Genomic DNA, 20,438 nt, shown 5'->3' with positions numbered 1-20,438 from the left:
TGGCAGCCGTGCGCGGCTGCCACGACCCATGCAAAATCAAGAAGGGCATCACATGCGTCTCGTCATCGGATCCGACCACGCCGGCTGGCCGCTCAAGCAAACCGTCATCGACCACATCCGCAGCCTCGGCCATGACGTCGTCGACGTCGGCTCCTATGACGACAAGCCCGTGGATTTCCCCGACATCGCCCGCGCCGTGGCTCTGAAGGTGACCTCGGGCGAAGCCACGCGTGGCATCATGGTCTGCGGCACCGGCGTCGGCGCCTCGATCGCCGCCAACAAGATGAAGGGAATTCGCGCCGCGGTCTGCCACGACATCCATTCAGCCCATCAGAGCGTTGAGCATGACGACGTCAACGTCATGTGCATCGGCGCGCAGATCGTCGGCGCGTGGCTTGCCGTCGATCTCGTCTCGTCCTATCTCTCCGCCGAGTTCTCCACCGACGAGGATTTCCGCCGCCGCGTCGAGAAACTGCGAGTCATGGACGAGCAAGGGTGACGGTTTCGCCGCCATGATCCTAGTGTTCGGATCGCTTAACATCGATCTGGTCGCCCATGTCCCGGTCATTCCGGGCCCCGGCCGCACCGTGCTCGCGCCCTCCTATCGGACCCATTTCGGCGGCAAGGGCGCCAATCAAGCCGTGGCTGCCGCGCGCATTGCCGGGCCGGGACGCGTCCGAATGGCGGGCCGTATCGGACGCGACGGATTCGGCGACAGCGCGATAGAGAATCTGCGAGCAAACGGCGTCGACACGGATCTCGTCGTCAGATCGGACCAGCCGACCGGCTGTGCCTTCATCGTGGTCGATCAGGCCGGTGAAAATGCAATTACGGTGGCGAGCGGCGCCAATACGACCGCCTGCGCCGATGACCTCCCCAGCGCGCTATTCAGCCGTGACACAATCCTGGTGCTTCAGATGGAAGTGCCTTTCGCAGAAGCGCTGGAGGCCGCACGCAAGACGAAATCCGCCTCCGGTACCGTCATCTGGAATCTCGCTCCCGTGCCGGAGTTGATGAGCCGCGAGATGGTGGTCGAGCTTCTCTCCGTGGCCGATTATCTCCTCGTCAACGAGCATGAGGCTCTGGATGCGGCGAGGGCCATCGGCTTCGCCCCGCCGCCGGATTACGACGCCGCGGCCGCCGAACTTGCCAGGGCCGGTGACCTCAACTGCATCGTAACCGCTGGCGCGCTAGGCGCAATCGCCTTCACCGCCAATGGCAACTGTCTCCGCGCGCCTGCTCCCTGTATCACCCCCATCGACACGACCGGGGCCGGCGATGCCTTCGTCGGCGCGTTCGCGTCTATGGTAAGTGAGATAGTGCCGTTGCAAAAGTCTTTGGAGATTGGATGCGAGGCTGCCGCATTAAAATGCCTTAAAGAGGGCGCGCAGGACGGAATGCCCGTCCGAGGTGCGGTAAAGTCGATCGCCTGAATATCAGCGATCATTCAGGCACGATGGCTGGCAGCAGGTTTCCTGGCTTGCGGGTGATCGCCTTCGCCGACGAGAGCCGTGTCGTTGAAGCCGGTCTGAACAAAGGGCCGTTGTCTCAACCCGACCAGGCGGCCCTTCTCCGGAGGGACATGGCCGATGTCGTTCCGGTCGATTTGAGAAAGGTAGGCGTCATGAGATCCGTCAAGCCTGTGATCGACAACTATCACCTTGACGTTGGCAGGCAGGTCGTAGCCTGCATCTCGGCGCCGGTGGCGCTCACTGGAATCGACAGAAGACAAACGTTTAGGGCCGGGCAATCGCAGTGGCTCGCCCGAAAGCATTGCTCGAATTGAAAGTGGCCCGTCATCAGCGAAGACCGAAAACGCGTCCGAGGGGCTAAGCGCGCCGCCAAATCGTATCGATGCTGTAGCCGTTGCGCAGGAAACGCAGCCGTACTTTCTTGCATACGGGCTGGTTCCTGGGCGCGCATCCGGATAACGATCCTGCGCTCTGTTACCGCTTGGCCCGGACCATGCCAGCTTTGCTTGCGCGGCAGAATTAACCAAAAAATCAAGTCGCCTTAATCCGGGCCAAATGTCATCTAGCCTCGACGCCTCGGTGTGGGGCATCGCTGTGATCAAGGTCGTCGTAGTTGGATTAGTTTGTGTTGGTGGGGCTGGAGCTATTGCTGCCGCCACGTCCAAGTCTGCTCCGGTGCCGACACCTTCAATTGTCTATCCTGCTGTAACCGGCAACAAGGCTGATCGGCTATCGCTGATCAGCGTCCAAGACATTCAGCCGACGGTGGAGCGGGTTGCCCTCCCTTACACGCCACCTTCCGAGCCTCGATTACCAGCTCAGCCTCAGCCAAAGGAAATGGGTAAGGCGAGTGCGCCGGCGTTCATTCCTCGCCATTGGCACGATCCTAATGACACCCGGGTCAGCGCCAAGAACCCAAAGGCGGACCCTACGAAAAGCACCTCGCGAAACGCCTCCGCCACAAAGTTGGCTGATGCACAAAGAATGCCGAGCAGATGGCGTAAGCTCCATGCTGCGCCACCTCAACTTGCAGCCCGCCTGCTCCCGCTAATTCCTGCGGGAGGAATTGTGCGCTGCGTCTAAGGTGGGCTTTCTGACTGCTGAAGTAAATGGCAGGCACGTTTCGTTGCTGCCGCGGACGGTTCTCCCGCGGCTGAACAGCTCACCAGAATGGCTGAATAGCTTGTGCTTAAAGGGAGGACAACAATGCGTGATTCTTACGTCAAGCTTGTCTATTCGACCGCAATCACAGCGGCACTTGTTGCAACGATCTCGTCGGCCGCTATCGCGCAAAAGAAATACGATCCCGGTGCATCGGACACCGAAATCAAAGTCGGCAACATCATGCCGTACTCCGGTCCAGCATCCGCTTACGCTACGATCGGCAAAACTGAAGCCGCCTACTTCACCAAAATCAATTCTGAAGGCGGCATCAACGGTCGGAAGATCAACTTTATCTCTTATGACGATACGTACAGCCCGCCTAAGACGGTCGAGCAAGCTCGTAAGTGAGCTGCTGCCGGTTTGATGGACACCGGGATTGGGTGTTTTATCGAGTCAGAGGTGGGTCATGCAGAGACGGAAGTTCAGTCGAGAGTTCAAGATCGAGGCGGTCAAGCTCGTCAGGGAGCGCGGGGTATCTGTGGCGCAAGCTGGCCGAGACCTGGGCGTTCATGAGAACGTGCTGCGCAAATGGGTGAAGGAGTTCGGCTTCGACGCTGCGCAGTCCTTCCCCGGCCACGGGCAACTGAAGCCTGAGCAATTGGAGATCGAGCGGCTGCGGCGCGAGGTCAACAAGCTGAAGGCGGAGCGGGATATCCTAAAAAAGGCCGCTGCCTACTTCGCGAAGGAAGCGACATGAAGTTCGGCTTCATCGCGAAGCACCGGGGCATCTGGCCGGTGGCATGGCTATGCGAAGCGATGGGCGTGTCGCGGTCGGGCTTTCATGCCTGGCTGAACCGATCGCCCAGCGCCAGATCCCGAAGCGACGAGACCGTAGGCCAGCAGGTCAAGGTCAGCTTCCTTGCCAGTGACCGGACTTACGGCGCGCGGCGCGTCTGGCGAGACCTTCTGGCGGACGGCGTCGAATGCGGCCTGCACCGGGTCGAACGGCTGATGCGCCTGCAGGCCCTGCGGGCGCGGCCACGACGCCGGGGTCTGCCGAAGGACGCAGGCCATCGCCAGATTGCGAACGTGGCGTCGAATCTTCTGGATCGGCAGTTCGAGGCCGAGCGCCCGAACCAGAAGTGGATCGCCGACTTCACCTACATCTGGACGGCTGAGGGCTGGCTCTATGTGTCGGCGGTGATCGACCTGTTCTCGCGCCGGGTGGTCGGCTGGTCGATGAGCGCCAGCATGACCGCCCAGTTGGTTGCGGACGCCCTGTTGATGGCGGTCTGGCGGCGCGGCAAGCCGGATGCCCTGATGCATCATTCCGATCGCGGCAGCCAGTACGTCAGCGAGCAGTTCCAGCGCTTGATGGCTGATAGCGGCATCGTCTGCAGCATGAGTCGGTCCGGCAACGTCTGGGACAACGCGGCGATGGAGAGCTTCTTCTCGTCGCTGAAAACCGAACGCACCGAGCGCAAAACCTATCGCACCAGGAACGAGGCCAGAGCAGATGTGTTCGATTACATCGAGCGGTTCTACAACACGACCCGACGTCACTCGACGATCGGTTACCTCAGCCCTGTTGAGTTCGAGCGCAAGTTGGGATTAGCTTAACCGGTGTCCATCAAACCGGCAGCAGCTCAGAACTCTGCCGCTCTGTAGTCAATGGTGGTTTGCGGTCGGCCTCCTGCTGCGAGGCGATGGAAGCAGAATTTATGGCCGGCGATACGGTGCTTCTGGACCGGACCAACGGAGGGGGAATGACGGTCCGTTATCTTCTTCCGCGAACTGTCAGCGTCCAGATTTACCCTTCTCCCCAACCAAAATAAGCTACTGACGATCGCGGCTATAGGAAGAGTAAGGCTGCCCCGTGCAGTCAAAGTCGCTACCGAACTTGCCGGGGATGACATCGAAGCCCTCCGGCGCGTTGCGGAAACCGTTGTTGAACGGCTATCTCGAACAGCTCGGCGTCGCGATCTTGCTGCATCAGGGTACCGCAGGTGCTCTATCCGAGTGATGGTCACGACCGACGGCTGCATCGATGGGCGACGGGGGCTGATCAATTGATCGTAGATCGAAAATTAGAGAAGTCCCCAACTGTTAGGGGCCTTACCATTCTCGCTGCAGAACGTGATCGCAGCTATAGCAGCGGTACACTCGTGAAGCCTCGAATGCCGCAGTAGATTTCAGGTTGGCCAGATGTTTCATTTGCTGGCCGCAAACAGCGCATTCGACGGTGGGCAGCTTGGGTTCAACAATCTTGGGCATACACAACTTAGGAGGATTACACCTCCTCTGGTAGCAACTCAGCGATACGTCGTACTACTACGGCCCAATTCTCCAATCGGGCCATTCCCAAAATTGAACTAAGCCAGGCTCTTGGCTTGCAGTGGGGTTTGCGGCCCTGTCGAACGGCATACTCGCTCTCTATGGTGCGAAATGCGAGCTTCACACAAGCTTGGGGCCCGCTGAGGACAAGCTGCGCTGCCCACCTGTTTGGAGCGCAGTACGCGCGATGTCCTACCTTGCGCAGGATTGCGCCAATGACCACGGCCCGACGTTCAGCTCGTTAGTCATTCATCGGAGCCAACCAGCTGCTAGGTTGGTCTTAGACTTAATTGTCGCGGGCTGTTGTAATCCAATTCCAGAGTAGCCATTTAAAGCATAGCGGCGTCCGATTGCTTTCAGCATCTCTTCCGGTGCGCCAACTTGATCGGACCCACCATGATCGAGTTTCCAAATCATAGTCGTTCGTATGATCAAACGCGGCATGCCGTGCGTTTTTGGGGATACGATAGCGCGCTAGAGGCGTCTTTTTTCATAGAGGAAGACGCGCTGAGGCGACTTCAACCGGATGCTCACCCTAATGAATCGGGTTTCCTGAACGCATTCGATTTCAATCGTGATGCGATATGTGCCGCCGCTGCCAGGGTGTACGTCCGCGGCAGCAGGGGTTCTTACGATCTGGTCGCCGCTAATTTTTGAAACGAAGACCCACGTCTTAGTGGACGCGGAAGGCTCGATTTACGCCACGTAGTTCATTCCGACCGCAAATTTAGAAATAATTACAAAAGCCAGGGAGAACCGCATGAAATTCCGTCCGCTCCATGACCGTGTCGTGGTCAAGCGCATTGAGCCCGAGGACAAGACCGCTGGTGGCATCATCATCCCGGACACTGCCAAGGAGAAGCCCTCCCAGGGCGAAGTCATTGCCGTCGGCCCGGGCGGCCGCGACGAAGCTGGCAAGCTGATCCCCATCGACCTGAAGGTCGGCGACCACGTGCTGTTCGGCAAGTGGTCGGGAACCGAGGTCAAGATCGACAATGTCGACCTGCTGATCATGAAAGAGAGCGACATCATGGGCGTTCTCAACGATCTGCCCGCTGCCAAGAAGAAGGCAGCGTAAGCGCCAGCCAGTTTTCCTTACCCTAGGGATTCGGCGTAGCCGGGCTCTCCGAAGGATGAGGCCGCAATTCAAATCTCATCGCTCAAAAGCTCGCCAGTTGCGCGGTCTTTGGGATTTGACCAGTTGAAACGGAGATCACTATGTCAGCCAAAGAAGTCAAGTTCGGCGTCGATGCCCGTGACCGCATGTTGCGCGGCGTCGAAATTCTTAACAACGCGGTAAAGGTGACCCTCGGTCCGAAGGGCCGCAACGTCGTGCTCGACAAGTCGTTCGGCGCTCCCCGCATCACCAAGGACGGCGTCACCGTCGCCAAGGAAATCGAGCTCGAAGAGAAGTTCGAGAACATGGGCGCGCAGATGGTGCGCGAAGTCGCCTCCAAGTCCGCTGACGCGGCCGGCGACGGCACCACCACCGCGACCGTGCTCGCGGCCGCGATCGTGAAGGAAGGCGCCAAGGCGGTTGCCGCCGGCATGAACCCGATGGACCTCAAGCGCGGTATCGATCTCGCGGTCGAAGCCGTCGTTGCGGACCTCCAGAAGAACTCCAAGAAGGTCACCTCGAACGAGGAGATCGCCCAGGTCGGCACCATCTCGGCCAACGGCGACGCGGAGATCGGCAAGTTCCTCGCCGACGCCATGAAGAAGGTCGGCAACGAGGGTGTCATCACCGTCGAGGAAGCCAAGTCGCTCGAGACCGAGCTCGAGGTCGTCGAGGGCATGCAGTTCGACCGCGGCTACATTTCGCCCTACTTCGTCACCAACGCAGACAAGATGCGCGTTGAGATGGACGACGCCTACGTCCTCATCAACGAAAAGAAACTGTCTCAGCTCAACGAGCTGCTTCCGCTGCTCGAAGCGGTCGTTCAGAGCGGCAAGCCGTTGGTTGTCATCGCCGAGGACGTCGAAGGCGAAGCGCTTGCGACCCTGGTCGTGAACCGTCTCCGTGGCGGCCTGAAGGTTGCGGCCGTCAAGGCTCCCGGCTTCGGCGATCGCCGCAAGGCCATGCTGCAGGACATCGCGGTCCTGACCGGCGGCGAGGCCATCTCGGAAGATCTCGGTATCAAGATGGAGAACGTGACGCTTGCAATGCTGGGTCGCGCCAAGAAGGTGATGATCGACAAGGAGAACACCACGATCGTCAGTGGCGCCGGCAAGAAGGCCGACATCGAGGCGCGTGTTAATCAAATCAAGGCGCAGATCGAGGAAACCACCTCGGACTACGATCGTGAGAAGCTGCAGGAGCGTCTCGCCAAGCTCGCGGGCGGCGTCGCGGTGATCCGCGTCGGCGGCGCGACCGAAGTCGAGGTCAAGGAGCGCAAGGATCGCGTTGATGACGCGATGCATGCGACCCGCGCTGCGGTTGAGGAGGGCATCGTCCCGGGCGGCGGCGTCGCCCTGCTCCGTGCTTCCGGGCAGCTCAAGGGCCTGCGCACCAAGAACGACGACCAGAAGACCGGCGTCGAGATTGTGCGCAAGGCGCTCTCCGCGCCCGCTCGCCAGATCGCGATCAACGCCGGTGAAGATGGCTCCGTGATCGTCGGCAAGGTCCTGGAAAAGGAGCAGTATTCCTACGGCTTCGACTCGCAGACCGGTGAGTACGGCAACTTGGTCGCCAAGGGCATCATCGACCCGACGAAGGTAGTTCGCGTGGCGATCCAGAACGCGGCCTCGGTCGCGGCTCTCTTGATCACCACTGAAGCTATGGTGGCCGAGGTGCCGAAGAGGAACGCAGGCGGCGGCGGGCCTGCGGGTGGCGGCGGCATGGGAGGCATGGGTGGTATGGATTTCTAGGTCAACCCGCTCATGGCGGAACCCCAGAGGATAGACCTATTTCCAGAAGGCAGACGATTATCTGCTCAAAGGAAGGGGCATGAGGGCCCGGCTGCCTGCCCCGCAATACGGCGAACTCTTCCAAGGAAGCTCTTCTTGCATGCAGGCGCCGAGATGAGGCTGCTGTTCAACCGGCATGGAGCGCGAACGGCCGCCCAAGCGATCAGCCCGGCCACGAAGGCCGGGCCGATCGGTAACATAGTCAGGCTATGCACGGAATAAATCGGGGAGCGACGCGCAGTGCCATGGCCCAGTCAGCGAATGTATGGGATCAGGGAACATTGCGGTGGGATGCCAAACGGCTTTTGCGTCCATACCTCCGCTATGAGAACAGCGATTCCACCCAACATTTGCTGGTCATTGAATCGGCGCGAACGTCGCCACGCTTTAGGTGCTTTGCTGCGGTTGCGTAACGGGATCGGCAATTAGGCGATAGGTTGGCACCCAAGCCGTGTTCCAGTTCTCAAGGGTGGTGCCGCAAACCGAGCATTCAAAACTAGCGATCTGACGACCGGGTGCCATGGATTCAACGCGGCTGTAAACTGCGCCGCACTGACACGATCGGTGATGCGATTCGGACATGCCTAACTGTGCGCCCAAAAATCAAAACAGGCTAACGATTTCAAAACTAGAGACTAGCCTCTGGAACTGGCTCAACTAGGCAGCCTTAGAGCCGATCGTCAAGCCGGACTCAGCGGGGCTCATTGTCCGCTGCGCGTCAAACGCGGCGGCAGGTCCCAAGTCAGACGGTAGCCCCGTTTGCTCCGGACAGCGGACATAACCCCGGTTCAAGCGCCCTTCGGTTACCGGTCATAACCGGAAGTCGAGGCTTGTCTGAAGAGACGGTGAACTGACGCGGTCTCAATGGACGGCGGCGTGCACAATCTCAAAGCGGAGCACCACGCGAAGCACAGGTCCGGAGCCGTCCCGCACCTCTATTGAGAGGGTACGAACTACCGAGCCCGGCAGCACGTCCTTGGCGAAGTCTGCCATTGCCTCGGAGGCCGCGCGCTTCACCTTCGCTAAGGTGGCGATTTCGACCCCGATCTCGTCAGGAACGAACCTGTCGTTGTCGCGCGTGTCGAAGTAGTAGTGGGACATGGCGGTCAAGACGCAGTCGCGCGGGGTGTTCCTATAACAAATTAGAACACCCTCAAAAAAACGACTACATAGGACCGTCTCGATTCATCCGGGTCGTAGCTGGGCCATGATGACGCGCTGGTTGTCAGCGTATTCTTGTGCGACCCGCACGCGGCGGCGCTGGTCCATTTCGGTCGCAGTGAGAATTTGCTGCGCTCGCCGCGCTATCGCTTCATAGTTCTTCGCAACCTGGCGAAGCGTGGCTCTCGCCTGCATGTGTTCGCAGTTGTCGGCCTTGGTGTGAAACTCCTCTGCCCGTGCGAGCCAGTACTTCGGTGAGTGCATTCGCTCGATGCCCATGGCCAAATCCCCTGAATCGGACCATTCAGACTATTAATGGACGTTCAGGCCAGCTGGTTCCCGGATGCACCCAAAAATAGCGAAGAGCCAAACAGGTACCGGGTCGGAGACGGGCCACCGGCCAGCCTCTCATAGGAAACTGACCCGTTACCCAAGGGTGCATTCAGAATGGTCTCGGGTCTATTGTAGGGTCAAAAGCACTGCCGCTCACCCGCCGAACGTCCGGTCTGCCTATCATCCGACCTGCCTATCAACTGACATTTGACCGTTTGCTGCTTCGCATCAACGGCAGGCATGGACCACGAGCAGACGTTGCTTGCGACCCTGGAAAGAGGCTGACCACTGAGGGGCGCTTTGAACAGGGTACTCCCAAATGTCGCGGTTCGGCTCGTTGGCCTCAACCCATTTGTTCGCGCTCTCTTTCGAAGCAAAGAGCCTGACCCAATCGACGTCCCCGACGTCTCGGGAGCCCGGGTCGGGCGAGTAGAGCCAGACCGACCCTGCGGCTGGACCGCCTTCCACTTCGTATTCCCAGGCCACGCCTTCAGGGTCATTTTCCTTGAACCACCTGTCGGCCGTATCGGCAGACGCAAACACCTTTATCCATCCGGGCTCGCCTATCGCGCGCGTTTTGCCGTCCTTGTAGTCGTCGAGGTAGAGCCATACGGTTCTGCCCTCGCGGCGAGCCTCGTCATGGTGGCGGACAGCCTCGTTCACCCTCTGTCGGTCGGAATGATCGGCCTCAGGCAGGGACATCACCGCGGCGTAGAGTTCGGCAGGAATGCCGCGCCTGTCGCCCGGCGACTTTGAGCACCATTCCACCCATCGATCAAATGCATCCGACATGTGGCTCACCTCGTCGACCTGGCGCGGAATGGACTGTCCATGGTGAAGGCGTTCGGCGCGATCCCGCTCTCGATGCGCTTCCAGGTCACGGGCGCAGCGATGGGAAATCCCTCTCGGGCTCGGGGAGAATAGGTGCCGATGGCCGTGGTACCGCGGCCGTTGCGCAGATAATCGAGGAAGATGCGATCGCGACGCTTTGCCTGCGCGGACAGGAGGTAGCGGTCCGGATGGCGCTCTGCGAGGGGGGACACCAGCTGATGCGCCACTCGATGCGCCTTGTCGTGCAGCATCGGCTGATCCAGTGGCGCCATCAGATGAATTCCCTTGCCGCCGGTGAGCTTGGGCCAGGTCTCGAACCCCTTGCGCTTCATCAGCGTGCGCAGATCGAGCGCGGTCTCCACGACGGCATCCCAATCGACGCCCTCTCCAGGATCGAGATCGATCACGATGCGGTCGGCATATTCGAAGTCCTCGACGACCGCATTCCACGGGTGCAGCTCGACGGCGCCGATCTGGACCAGCCCAAGGAATCCATCCAGGCTGTCGACCCACAGGCGCGTGCCTTCGCCGCCCTCGCGCTTCTGAATCCGGAGCTGGTGCACGGCGGCCGGAATGTGCTTCGAAAGCGGCCCCTTGTGATAGAAGGTGGTGCCGTGCATGTGACGCACCAGCTTGAGCGGACGATGGCCAAGGTGCGGGAGGGCCTTCTTCCACACCCTGCGCCAGTAGTCGGCGAGTTCTTCTTTCGACGGCACAACGGCGTCGGGCAGAAGCTGCAGGATGTTCTCTCGGGGGACGCCCAGCTTCGGCCGGCCGGCTGCGGACGGCACCAGCCGCGGCGCCTTGACCTTGCGCACCGCGAGATCATCGCGAAAGCCCTTGAACACGGCTTCGCGGAGCAGGCCATCATCGGTCAGCGCGCCATATTGGACCTCGATTTCGAGTGTCGGCTCGACCCAGGTCGCTTTCGGCTTTTTGACGGTCACATCGAGCGGAGAAGCCTTGCGGATCAACGGATCAAGCCGCTCGCGCAATTCGCGCGCGGTCGTCTCGGTGTAGCCGGTACGCACCTTGCCGGCGTAGAGCAGCTTGCCGTTGTCGTGCCGGCCGACGTAGAGCGAGGCGACTTTCCGGGGGCGCGCCCCTAGCTTCTCCACGAACGCGATGATCGGGAAGGTCTCGCTCTTCTTGCATTTGAGCTTCATCCAGCTCTCCTGCCGCCCCGAGCGATAGGGTTCGCCAAGCCGCTTGCCGATCAGGCCTTCCAGCCCCAGCTGGCACCCTTTTTTAAGGATTACGTTGCCGTCGCCCGCAAGCGCTTCGACATAGATGAATGTCTCCGGCGCGTCCTTCAGAAGCCGCTGCAGCAGGCGCTTGCGTTCCTCGTACACCACGCCACGCAGGTCGTAGCCGTCGAGGTACAGGAGATCGAAAGCGTGGTAGCGCACGCGCTCGCTTTGCTTGGCCCCGAGCTCTCGCCTGAGCTGCTGGAAGTCAGGTAGGCCGCCACTGCCGTACACCACCGCTTCGCCGTCAATGATCGCGCTGTGTGCCTTGAGCAGGTGGGCGCCGGCTGCGATCGAGGAGAACTGTTCGGTCCAGTCCAGGCCCGTACGCGAATAGACCTTGGCGTCCTCACCTTGCAGATGCAGCTGCGCGCGGTAGCCGTCGGCCTTGATCTCGTAGACCCAGTCTTCGCCGCGGGGCGGCTGCTCGCGCAGCGTGGGATCACACGGCTCGATGTAACCAGGAATAGCAGCTTTGATGGCGCCATGGACACGCGATACTCCCAAACGAGACTGACGCAACGCCACGGCACACATGCCGATTCAACGCGGTCGCGCTGATTCGTTCCGTCCGCGGAGTCCGCCACCGGGGCGCGAAGTCCAGCTCCCCTCTCTGAGGTACGTGCCGGAGCGCTGCAGAGGCAGATGATGTGGCGATGGCTACGGCCGCTGCGCCCTTTCAATCGCTGCCTTTGCTTCTGCCAAGGTGCAACCGTTCGCGGCACGGTAAAGTGAAACTGCGCGGACCTTCTCGCCGGCTTTGAGCGCGTGCTCTATTTCCGTCGAACCACCCAGCGGGTCATAGCTCACACCGGCATGTTTGAGTAGCAAATCGAGCTTTGCTTCAACTCTTTCCAGCGAGACCAGTCGCCGCTGCAGGCCTGTTATTTTCAAGCGAAAATAGAACGCCAGCGCCACGAGCATCGCGAGCACAAGAGCGGTAGATGTGGCAATCGTTTCCATAAAGGACTCAATTTAGCGTCGGACTCATCCCTCCGCATACGATTCCAGATAGCCGCAGGCCAAGCACCGATAGGTGGTCACGGTAAGCGCCTTCCTGCCGAACATGAACGACTCGCGGTACGTGGCGGGCGGCGCTCCCGCAAACCAGAGCAACTGCGCACGCCCCAGACTGGGAATGAAGCCCCGCTCCATCGTCTTCTCGCATTTCGGGCAAGCTTTGTGCTCTGTCATTTCGGGATCGTAGACGGACCGCCGAACGTTACAAGCCTCGCCGGAGCGCCCGTTCGGTCTGGGAGCTGGAGCAGATTCGGTCCCTGACTCGTCTGCTGCCGAACCGTTGACACTCCAGCGGCGCCTTCTCCCCTCGGCGCAGCCGCAGGAACGTCTCCAATTTCGTGCGGTTGCCACGTGGGTGCGGAGAGCTCCGACCATGCTTGAAACGGATATCTTGCTGGTAAAATGCCCGAGCTGTGGGGCATGGCCTATGGCCGCAAACCTCCCGAAAAGCATCCCACGGCGAGTTCAGATGCTCCCGCTGCACTCACCACGACGCGGGCGTTTTCTACGCGCGAGGACAGTGAAAGGGGACGAGCCTCACCGGGTGGCGTAGGCCGCAGGGCCCGGAATGGCTCAGCCTAAATTTCTCGCGGAACGGCAATGCTCCCGTCGGATTGATGATCGGTGCGACGTCATTTCGGAGGAGAACGATCATGAAAACCATCTTCGCCACTGCCTGCCTGCTCGCAATTGCGTTGGCCTCGCCAGTGCAGGCCAAAGGATGCATCAAGGGCGCGATCGCGGGTGGTGTTGCCGGCCACATGGCGGGCCATGGGAAGCTCGGGGCGGTGGCCGGCTGCGCAATCGGGCATCATGAGGCCAACAAGCAGAGTGCCAACAACCCGAACAACTCGAACGCCCAGGCGCCGTCGGGACAGAAGTAGCCGCCCCAACGCGTGCGACGGCGCGACCGCTCCGCGCCGAGCGAGAAATCGACAGAGATGCTCGCAGCTGCCTTCGGCCAATCTGGAACGGATGATCGTCCGTTCGATTGGTCAGTATGACCGAGCGAGTTCTCTACGAAAGCAGCAATGGTGACGTCTGGGCGCTGACGCGAGATCTGCGGACGAATACGCCCGTCGTGAAGCACCAGCCCAACATCAGCTCAGGGGACCTAGTCTCCTATACGGATATCGGCCAATTCCTGCGTAGTGGCGCCGGGTCCGGAGCGCCAGCAATTGCTGAAGCTGATCGACACTCTGCTGGAGGGCTGAGAGAAGGCGCTCAGGCCGACCACTTGTCTTCCTCACGGCGCGCTTCGTCGTCGTTGATGCGCTCGGCCAAGTCGGCAGCGGTTTCATGATCCTTCGTAGTGGCGATGGGCTCGCCATCTTGCTTCTTGATCTTTTGTCCTTCGGCGGTCACCGGAAAATCATCGGGTGCTAATGGCTTCTTGGAAGTGAACATGACGTCTTCCTCCTTGACCGCGAATGATACCACGCCACCCAACGCGTCCTCGATTTGATTTCAGGCGGAAGTAAACCGGACGGCCGGACGAAGGGTCCGTCCCACCCCGACAGTCGCGAAATGGCAGCAGATCCGGTCCCGAAGCGCAGCAGCGGGAGGGTCTTGAAACCCCACCGTGGATATCTATTTACCATCCGTAGGCCATCCATGTGGATGGTAAAGTGGGTGTATCGATGACCGACAATGTACGCGAACTGCGACCACGAACCCCGGATACTGAGAAAATCACGGTCAACCTTGGTTATGTCGACCTCGGCCAGGTCGATCTCATGGTGCAGGAAGGGTTCTACTCGAACCGCACCGATTTCATCCGGACGGCGATCCGCAACCAGCTCGAGCGGCACGCGGATGTGGTCAAGCAATCCACGGCCCGTAAAAGTCTGGACCTGGGGCTGCGTAATTATGCCCGCGTCGATCTCGAGAGGGCGCGGCGCGACGGCGAGATGCTGCACATCAACGTTCTCGGCTTGGCGACCATCGACCAGGACGTCACGCCCGAGCTGGCGCGCGCCACAATTGCCTCTGTCTCGGTGCTCGGAGCCCTTCATGCCAGCCCCGCGGTCAAGGCCGCTCTCGCCGACCGAACGAGGTGAAACGATGCTGAATCCAGACATGGTCCGCGAAGCGACTCGCCTCACACGTGCCGGCCAACTGGTCGAAGCCACTGCAGTGCTGCAGCGAATGCTGCGCGGCCATGGCGACCCCGCAGCGCCAAGGGGAAATGCTGCGCCTGTCGAGCGTGCGAGGCTCGAGCCGCCGACACTCGAGCTGAAGGCCAATGTCATCGAGGAGAGGGAGAGCGGGCCGTCCACGCAAGCCACGCCTGCCAAACGACACAAAGGCCGCGCGCCGTTCGGCGGCATTAAAGATCTTTCCGGTTTCAGCCTGCCAGGTCCGGTCGGGCGCGCTCCACTGTCCAAGGCGGATATTGCACCGGACGGCACAAGGTTCGTCGCTTCCACCTTCAGCAACGCGGCGGGAAGTCGGACCTACAAGCTGTTCATCCCCAGCCGCACTGATGGAGAACCGCGTCCCCTCATCGTCATGCTTCATGGCTGCACCCAGTCACCGGACGATTTCGCCGCCGCCACCCGGATGAATTTTTTGGCGGACGAGCGAAATTGCTTCGTCGTCTATCCAGAGCAGCCACGCGGGGCCAACCATGCGAAATGCTGGAACTGGTTTCGCACGGGGGACCAGCGGCGGGATGGCGGCGAGCCTTCGCTGATCGCCGGCATCACCCGCCAGATCATGCGGGAGCATCCTATCGATCCCAAGCGCGTCTACGTCGCAGGCCTGTCGGCCGGCGGCGCCGCCGCAGCCATTATGGGTGCGACGTACCCCGACATATATGCCGCCGTCGGCGTTCACTCCGGCTTGGCCTGCGGGGCTGCCAGCGACCTAAAGTCTGCACTGGCCGCTATGCGGCAGGGCAGCGCTGGACCGATCGAGACGGCTGGCCCGTCGGTGCCGACCATCGTCTTCCATGGCGACCGCGACACCACGGTGCATCCGAGCAATGCTGATCGGATTCTCCGTGGGCCCGGCGAAGATGCGAGCCTGAGGACGAAGATTCTTCGCGGGCGAGTACCTGAGGGGCACGCATATACCCGCACCATCCTCACCGATGGAGGTGGCTTGGACATCTCCGAGCACTGGAGCATCCACGGCGCCGCCCATGCCTGGTCAGGAGGCAGTCCTGCCGGGTCCTACACGGATCCGCGTGGGCCGGACGCGACCAGGGAGATGATGCGATTCTTCCTCGAGCATTCGCTGGCAAGCTTCACGCGGAGATAGGGCGGCGGTCATCGCCGGATCTCCGGTTTGACTGAACGCGACGGAGCAGCCGGTAGCGGGTAGGGCCTGAGGTCAAGCCTCGCCCGCTTCGGAGAAGATGGAAGCCGGAGGCGTGGTGCGCGGGACCGGCAGTGGTCGTTCGGTTGCTCCGGATTGCCCAAGGCCGCCCTTGGCGTCGTACCGCTTGGCGAGATCCAGCAGACGACGTGGGGTGAACGGATCGGCCTCTTCGGCAAGATGACACGCACCCGCTGCGCGAGGCTTTGGTAGAACTCCTGCTCCATGACGCACCCCCACAACATCACTGCCCCGAGTTGAGTAGCCTGTGTTCGTTGAGTCAAGAAGGCACGACACGCTCTTGCAACTTTCCGCGACCGTCTTGAGATCGCGATGTCAGCGGACGTAGACTGACCGGCGCAGGGGAAAATCAGATGCCAGTGTCCTATCCGGTCCGGAAGGCGTGCACGTCGTGCGGCAAGGCCGATGAAGCCTGTTCCCCACGAAATCGCCGACGGGAAGCTGCGGTACGTCTGACACCGCTTGCGGCGACGACCCGCTGCAGGACCTGGCGGCCCGCAAGTGGGCCGACGGTCCGCTGCGCCCGCCGGCGAAATAGGAATTTCCCCGCGACCCCGCTCCGGTTATGATGCAGCGATCGCACCACAGCCGGGATTTGCTCCCCATGCGAATACTGACAGCTGCTGTTCTCGTCGCCTGCCTGTTCACCTCGCCGGCCTCCGCAGCGACGTGCTCAGAAGCGATCGCGCACTGCAAACAGGACGGATCCAGGCATCCAGACGCGGATCCGCAGTGTGCCGCTGCGGGGCAGGCCTGCATGAAGACCGGAATTTTCATCGGCCCCTACACACGCAAAGCCTGGCGCGGCCTCGTCAGGCAGTAGAAGAGGACGCGGACCGTCCGTGCCAGAGAGACGCGTTTTCGCCATCTCGAGAAGCCATTTCGTTAATCCCGCGAAGTCATTCTGAAACGAACGCCTGCTGTTGTGGCTCGGCGTCGGGTGTTGGCCGGCCTCAATGGAGAGTGACATGAATGCTGCGATTACATGGTTGCTGCCCCGCGCGTCCGCCAAATCGATCGAAGACATCGACACGGCCCTTTCGGTGGCGATGTTCAGTGGCCTGGGCCTGCTGCTGTCCCTTTCTGTACTGATCGTCGATAAATACACGCCGGGCGAATGGTTCTGAGCTGAGCGCTCGGACTCCAGCGTTTGGTCGCGCTTGTGCCTTGGCTGCCGGCGAGGTCGCTCTATGTGGCATCCGTCGATGGCTCGCCGTCCTGTCAGGCGCGGCAGAAGCCTCGGTGCGGCTTTCCAGGCCCTGACGCTCTGAAGGCTGATCCCTTCGGCAGCAGGTGTAAGATCCTTTCGACGTCCGCCTGTTCGTGGAGTTGTTCGATGACAGTGGTTTGCCGGCCCGCTCGCGCTGAGGACCTGGAGCTCGCCGATGCGCTTGTCGTCGCCAGCATCAACGATCTGACGGTCCGCCATGGCTTTGGGACCATGGCCGCAGCGAGTCCTCCGAAATTTCAGTTGTTCTCTCTCGCGGACGATCCCGACGGTCTCTGGATTGCGGAAGACGGGGACCGGATCCTCGGCTTTGCTTGGAGCTGGGTCTGCGGAGATATCTGGTTTTTGGCGCAGCTCTTCGTAACGCCTGACCGCCAGGGTGGGAGCGTGGGCAACGAGCTGATCGAACGGACCCTGGATCACGCCAGGAAATCCGGCGCTTCCAACAAGGTTCTGATCACCTTTGCCTTCAACGCCGTCTCGCAGGGGCTCTACATCCGACATGGACTCTTTCCGCGGTTTCCAATCTACACCGTCAGTGTGCCCCGAGAGCGTTTGATCGACCGCCTGAGTGGGCCGCAATTCAAATGCGCTCCGCTCGACGAAGACGCTTCGACGCTGGCTCGCCTCGCGCAGGCGGATGAGCGGGTGCTTGGGGTATCCCGGCAGAAGCATCATCGCTATCTCATCAACGACAGCCGGACGCGAGGCTTCAGCCTCTACGACGGAGACGATTGGGCCGGCTACGTTTATGTCGATGCCGGCGGCCATATTGGACCGGTCGCGGTTCTGCAGTCCGGCGCCGCAACAACGGCCTTCAGGACGGCGCTGCGGCTGGCCCTTGAGAGCGGCGCACCGCAAATATCGGCATTTGTTCCGGGCGCGGGCGAAGCCGTCCTGACGACCGCGTTCGAGCACGGCATGCGGATCAAGTTTCCGATGTTGCTGATGTCCTCCCGCGATTTCGGTAGCTGGGCCCAGTACCTGCCTCGGAACCCAGGCTTTATGTGAAGCGACCAAGCTTTCTCCGCTATTCAGGTGTGGTCAGCGGGCACTAGGTTGGACTTTCGTCCCTCCTCTGAGGTCCTGTCTGAGGAAGGTCACGCCGACTTCGCCGCCGTTTAGCCACGCGAGTTCGCATCGGCGATAGCAAGGCCCGTGGAGGAGAGCACCAGGAAGAACTCCTTCAATGGCAGCCCCTCTATTGAGTCCTCGATCAAAAGCTTGGCTCCGACGTCAGATATATCTTTCAAGGTGCAAGCGCGCTGCCTCCTTCCGTCGATCGCGATCATGCTGGCCGGAATAGTCCGCTCGAACGCAACTCGCCGCGCTCCTCGCTTATCCGGCGCTCTCATCGCGCGCCCTCCAGATCAGGCAGTGAGGGCACCAGCGACGGCATCTCCAGGCGTGAGGATACGAGCGAGGAGCTTGCGACCGAGCAGTCCCGGCCCTGTTCCTTTGCATGGTACAAGGCGATGTCGGCGTCACGGGTGAGCGCCAACTCGTCCGTGGTGTCATCGCCCTTTTCAGCAACGCCCACGCTTATCGTCACGAAGGTTCGTGGCGAGCGCGGATGATGGATCTGCAAGCGGGCGACCAGCATCCGAATCGCGTCGGCCACCTTCACCGCCCTTTCCTCGTTCACCCCGGGCAGGATCACCGCGAACTCCTCACCGCCATAACGCGCCGACAATCCTCCCGTGTTTGCGGTGGCGCTTCCGATCACTTCGGCAATGCGCTGAAGACAGCCGTCCCCGGCCTGGTGGCCCAGGGCGTCGTTGAAGCCCTTGAACTGGTCAATGTCGATCAGGAGCACCGATAGTATGTCATGTTTGGCGTAGGCCTCCCGTATGAAGGCATCGAAGCTGCGCCGGTTCGCAAGCCGTGTCAGACCACCTGTGGTTGCGAGCTGCGCCAGTCTGAGGTTGGCTGATGTCAGCTCGTCCTCGAGCCGCTTCTGCTTCGTGATGTCGCGAAGAGTCCCGACGATCTCCAGTTCGCCACCGAACGACTGCTCCGCCAGCTTGAAATGAGCCTCCAGCCAAGCCACGGCCCCATCTCCCCGTCGAATACGGAAGCGGACAGAGCTGGAGGCGTTCGCGTGCTTCAGCTCTCCGCTCGCGGCCATGACCTTCTCGCGATCGTCGTCATGGACGACGTCGAGACACGACCTACCGAGGAAATCATTCTCAGTCATCCCGAGCACAGCCACCACCGAAGGTGACACGTAGCGGAGGTATCCCTTTCGGTCCATCACGATGACGATGTCGGCGATGTTGTCCGCCAATAACCGAAGACGCGCCTCCCGCTCCCGCAGCGACCGTTCAAGTCCAGTCCTGAACGTGAACTGGCTCCTCAACAACGCCGCCATGGCGACGATGATCGCGACCAGCACGGCCGCGACGACCGCATCCGAGATGAGATCGGTGCGCCAGTTCGCCAGTACCTCGTTCTCTGAGCGCGCCACCGTGGCAACCACCGCATATTCCGGGTCCAGCTCGTATGCGATGTATTTGGTCAGGCCATCGAATGGGGAGACGATCTTGTATGACCCGCTCGGGCTTTCGCTGATGCGTTTCTGGAACAGGGAGGTGTCGCCGATCTTTCGACCGCTTTCCACCACCGGCCAGCGAGCGAACATCGTTCCATCGGCCGAGAGCAGGCTTATGCCGCCTTGAGCGCCGACACCAAAGGATGAATAGAAGCTGCTGAAGTAGTCGCAGTCGACCACGGCGACTACAACACCTGCAAAGTCGCCGGTTGGAGTGCTGATCCGCTTCGACAGGATAATGGATGGTTGCCCGCTAGTCCTGGAGACGATCGGCCCGCTCACGAGCATCTTGGGGCTGGGATTGTCTCGATGGTGCGCGAAGTACGCCCGATCGGAGTTGTTGTAGTCCGGCAAACGCTCGGACGACGAGTACCGCCAGTTGCCCTCCGCGTTCAAAGCGCCAATCAGTCGGATCTGCGGCAGAGAGCGGGTCGTGGCGACGAGATGCGGATTGAAGCGCTCGGGCAGCGGACTTTGGTACTTCAGCAAGTCCGCCAGGCCGGTCATGGCCACATCGGGGGCCTTGAGTGTAGTGGTTGCGTGCTGGGCGAGCGAACGGGCCAGATTGCCCAAATCCTCCTGTGCCCGGAGCAGCGTGGCGTGATGCGCCACCGACGCCTTCCACAAGACGAGGCCAAGGACGCACGCCATCATGACGGCAAGGAAGGCGCCGACGACGAGTTGGGGCTTGCGGTGTATCGCCTGATGGAGGGATGCCACGACCGTGTCACCTGTTCGGGTGCATTCGATATGACGATCATCATGTTTAGCTTCAAAGTTGCTAACGACCGTGGCGGAGATTGAGGCAAATGCAGGCTTGGCTAACAGGCCTTTGAGAACCCGAGCGGAATCCGGCAGTGCCATGGTACTTCTCCAGTGCGTCATGGGCACTCCGGACACTCCGCTCG

General features: G+C 61.0%; 19 protein-coding genes and 3 pseudogenes. 12 read left to right on the top strand and 10 right to left on the bottom strand.

Features of this window, described 5'->3' with window-relative positions:
* The first annotated feature begins 52 nt into the window (after positions 1–52).
* On the top strand, positions 53–499 hold the full coding sequence (gene rpiB, locus IVB19_RS07730) for a ribose 5-phosphate isomerase B (RefSeq protein WP_247821223.1): 447 nt from the start codon (positions 53–55) through the stop codon (positions 497–499).
* Between the two features lie 13 nt (positions 500–512).
* Positions 513–1,433, top strand: a complete 921-nt coding sequence (locus tag IVB19_RS07725) for a ribokinase (RefSeq protein WP_247821671.1) — start codon at positions 513–515, stop codon at positions 1,431–1,433.
* 14 nt (positions 1,434–1,447) lie between these two features.
* Here the strand turns inward: IVB19_RS07725 and IVB19_RS07720 are convergent, their stop codons facing one another.
* Entirely contained in the window at positions 1,448–2,062 is a 615-nt protein-coding gene (locus IVB19_RS07720; protein WP_247821222.1) for a hypothetical protein, read from the bottom strand.
* Between the two features lie 616 nt (positions 2,063–2,678).
* Here IVB19_RS07720 and IVB19_RS07715 point away from each other — a divergent pair.
* The 5 genes and pseudogenes from IVB19_RS07715 to groL form a co-directional block, all read left to right on the top strand.
* Positions 2,679–2,981 (top strand): annotated as a pseudogene (locus IVB19_RS07715) (ABC transporter substrate-binding protein); the annotation flags it as partial.
* A 61-nt stretch (positions 2,982–3,042) separates the two neighbouring features.
* Positions 3,043–4,196, top strand: a protein-coding gene (locus tag IVB19_RS07710; RefSeq protein WP_247821221.1) for an IS3 family transposase whose coding sequence is annotated in 2 segments (ribosomal slippage) — positions 3,043–3,292 and positions 3,292–4,196 — 1,155 coding nt in all. Because the reading frame shifts where the segments join, the coding sequence is not laid out codon by codon here.
* Positions 4,197–5,306: 1,110 nt separating this feature from the next.
* Positions 5,307–5,567: a DUF1488 family protein gene (locus tag IVB19_RS07705; protein WP_247821220.1), complete on the top strand. Its 261-nt coding sequence runs from the start codon at positions 5,307–5,309 to the stop codon at positions 5,565–5,567.
* Positions 5,568–5,670: 103 nt separating this feature from the next.
* Positions 5,671–5,988 carry a co-chaperone GroES gene (locus IVB19_RS07700; protein WP_247789780.1) on the top strand — a complete coding sequence of 106 codons (318 nt, stop codon included), beginning with the start codon at positions 5,671–5,673 and terminating at the stop codon, positions 5,986–5,988.
* Positions 5,989–6,128: 140 nt separating this feature from the next.
* Complete coding sequence (groL, locus tag IVB19_RS07695) at positions 6,129–7,778, top strand: chaperonin GroEL (protein WP_247821219.1); 1,650 nt, start codon at positions 6,129–6,131, stop codon at positions 7,776–7,778.
* Between the two features lie 900 nt (positions 7,779–8,678).
* Here the strand turns inward: groL and IVB19_RS07690 are convergent.
* The 5 genes from IVB19_RS07690 to IVB19_RS07670 all read right to left on the bottom strand — a co-directional run bounded on the left by IVB19_RS07690 (position 8,679) and on the right by IVB19_RS07670 (position 12,352).
* A complete protein-coding gene (locus tag IVB19_RS07690) occupies positions 8,679–8,918 on the bottom strand; it encodes a DUF6894 family protein (protein WP_247821670.1) in 240 nt (79 codons plus the stop codon).
* 84 nt (positions 8,919–9,002) lie between these two features.
* Positions 9,003–9,257, bottom strand: a complete 255-nt coding sequence (locus IVB19_RS07685; protein WP_247821218.1) for a hypothetical protein — start codon at positions 9,255–9,257, stop codon at positions 9,003–9,005.
* A 282-nt stretch (positions 9,258–9,539) separates the two neighbouring features.
* Positions 9,540–10,103: a hypothetical protein gene (locus IVB19_RS07680; RefSeq protein WP_247821217.1), complete on the bottom strand. Its 564-nt coding sequence runs from the start codon at positions 10,101–10,103 to the stop codon at positions 9,540–9,542.
* A gap of 5 nt (positions 10,104–10,108) precedes the next feature.
* Positions 10,109–11,926, bottom strand: coding sequence for a DNA ligase D (gene ligD / locus IVB19_RS07675; RefSeq protein ID WP_247821216.1), 1,818 nt, complete (start codon positions 11,924–11,926; stop codon positions 10,109–10,111).
* Between the two features lie 123 nt (positions 11,927–12,049).
* Complete coding sequence (locus IVB19_RS07670; protein WP_247821215.1) at positions 12,050–12,352, bottom strand: hypothetical protein; 303 nt, start codon at positions 12,350–12,352, stop codon at positions 12,050–12,052.
* Positions 12,353–13,062: 710 nt separating this feature from the next.
* Between IVB19_RS07670 and IVB19_RS07665 the strand changes: the two genes are divergently transcribed.
* Positions 13,063–13,293 (top strand): hypothetical protein, encoded by a 231-nt coding sequence (locus IVB19_RS07665; RefSeq protein ID WP_247821214.1) that lies wholly within the window; start codon positions 13,063–13,065, stop codon positions 13,291–13,293.
* A gap of 340 nt (positions 13,294–13,633) precedes the next feature.
* Here IVB19_RS07665 and IVB19_RS07660 read toward each other — a convergent pair whose 3' ends face one another.
* Positions 13,634–13,816 carry a hypothetical protein gene (locus IVB19_RS07660; protein WP_247821213.1) on the bottom strand — a complete coding sequence of 61 codons (183 nt, stop codon included), beginning with the start codon at positions 13,814–13,816 and terminating at the stop codon, positions 13,634–13,636.
* 233 nt (positions 13,817–14,049) lie between these two features.
* On the opposite strand from IVB19_RS07660, the gene IVB19_RS07655 reads away from it, so the two are divergent.
* Both IVB19_RS07655 and IVB19_RS07650 read left to right on the top strand, forming a co-directional pair.
* Entirely contained in the window at positions 14,050–14,469 is a 420-nt protein-coding gene (locus IVB19_RS07655) for a ribbon-helix-helix domain-containing protein (RefSeq protein ID WP_247821212.1), read from the top strand.
* A 4-nt stretch (positions 14,470–14,473) separates the two neighbouring features.
* Positions 14,474–15,673, top strand: coding sequence for an extracellular catalytic domain type 1 short-chain-length polyhydroxyalkanoate depolymerase (locus tag IVB19_RS07650; protein WP_247821211.1), 1,200 nt, complete (start codon positions 14,474–14,476; stop codon positions 15,671–15,673).
* Between the two features lie 72 nt (positions 15,674–15,745).
* Here IVB19_RS07650 and IVB19_RS07645 read toward each other — a convergent pair.
* A pseudogene (locus IVB19_RS07645) lies at positions 15,746–15,957 on the bottom strand (hypothetical protein).
* 762 nt (positions 15,958–16,719) lie between these two features.
* Between IVB19_RS07645 and IVB19_RS07640 the strand changes: the two are divergent.
* Entirely contained in the window at positions 16,720–16,878 is a 159-nt protein-coding gene (locus tag IVB19_RS07640; RefSeq protein WP_201263780.1) for a hypothetical protein, read from the top strand.
* Between the two features lie 209 nt (positions 16,879–17,087).
* Positions 17,088–17,990, top strand: a complete 903-nt coding sequence (locus IVB19_RS07635) for a GNAT family N-acetyltransferase (RefSeq protein ID WP_247821210.1) — start codon at positions 17,088–17,090, stop codon at positions 17,988–17,990.
* Between the two features lie 33 nt (positions 17,991–18,023).
* On the opposite strand, the pseudogene IVB19_RS07630 reads toward IVB19_RS07635, so the two are convergent.
* Positions 18,024–18,334 (bottom strand): annotated as a pseudogene (locus tag IVB19_RS07630) (PilZ domain-containing protein).
* The gene (locus IVB19_RS07625) at positions 18,331–20,394 is read right to left on the bottom strand and encodes a diguanylate cyclase domain-containing protein (RefSeq protein ID WP_247821209.1); all 2,064 of its coding nucleotides are present in this window, start codon (positions 20,392–20,394) and stop codon (positions 18,331–18,333) included. Before IVB19_RS07625 ends, IVB19_RS07630 begins: the two are co-directional and overlap by 4 nt.
* Between the last annotated feature and the right edge of the window lie 44 nt (positions 20,395–20,438).

Source organism: Bradyrhizobium sp. 187 (assembly GCF_023101005.1).
GTDB lineage: Bacteria > Pseudomonadota > Alphaproteobacteria > Rhizobiales > Xanthobacteraceae > Bradyrhizobium > Bradyrhizobium canariense_D.
This window is presented reverse-complemented; position numbering and strand designations above follow the sequence as displayed.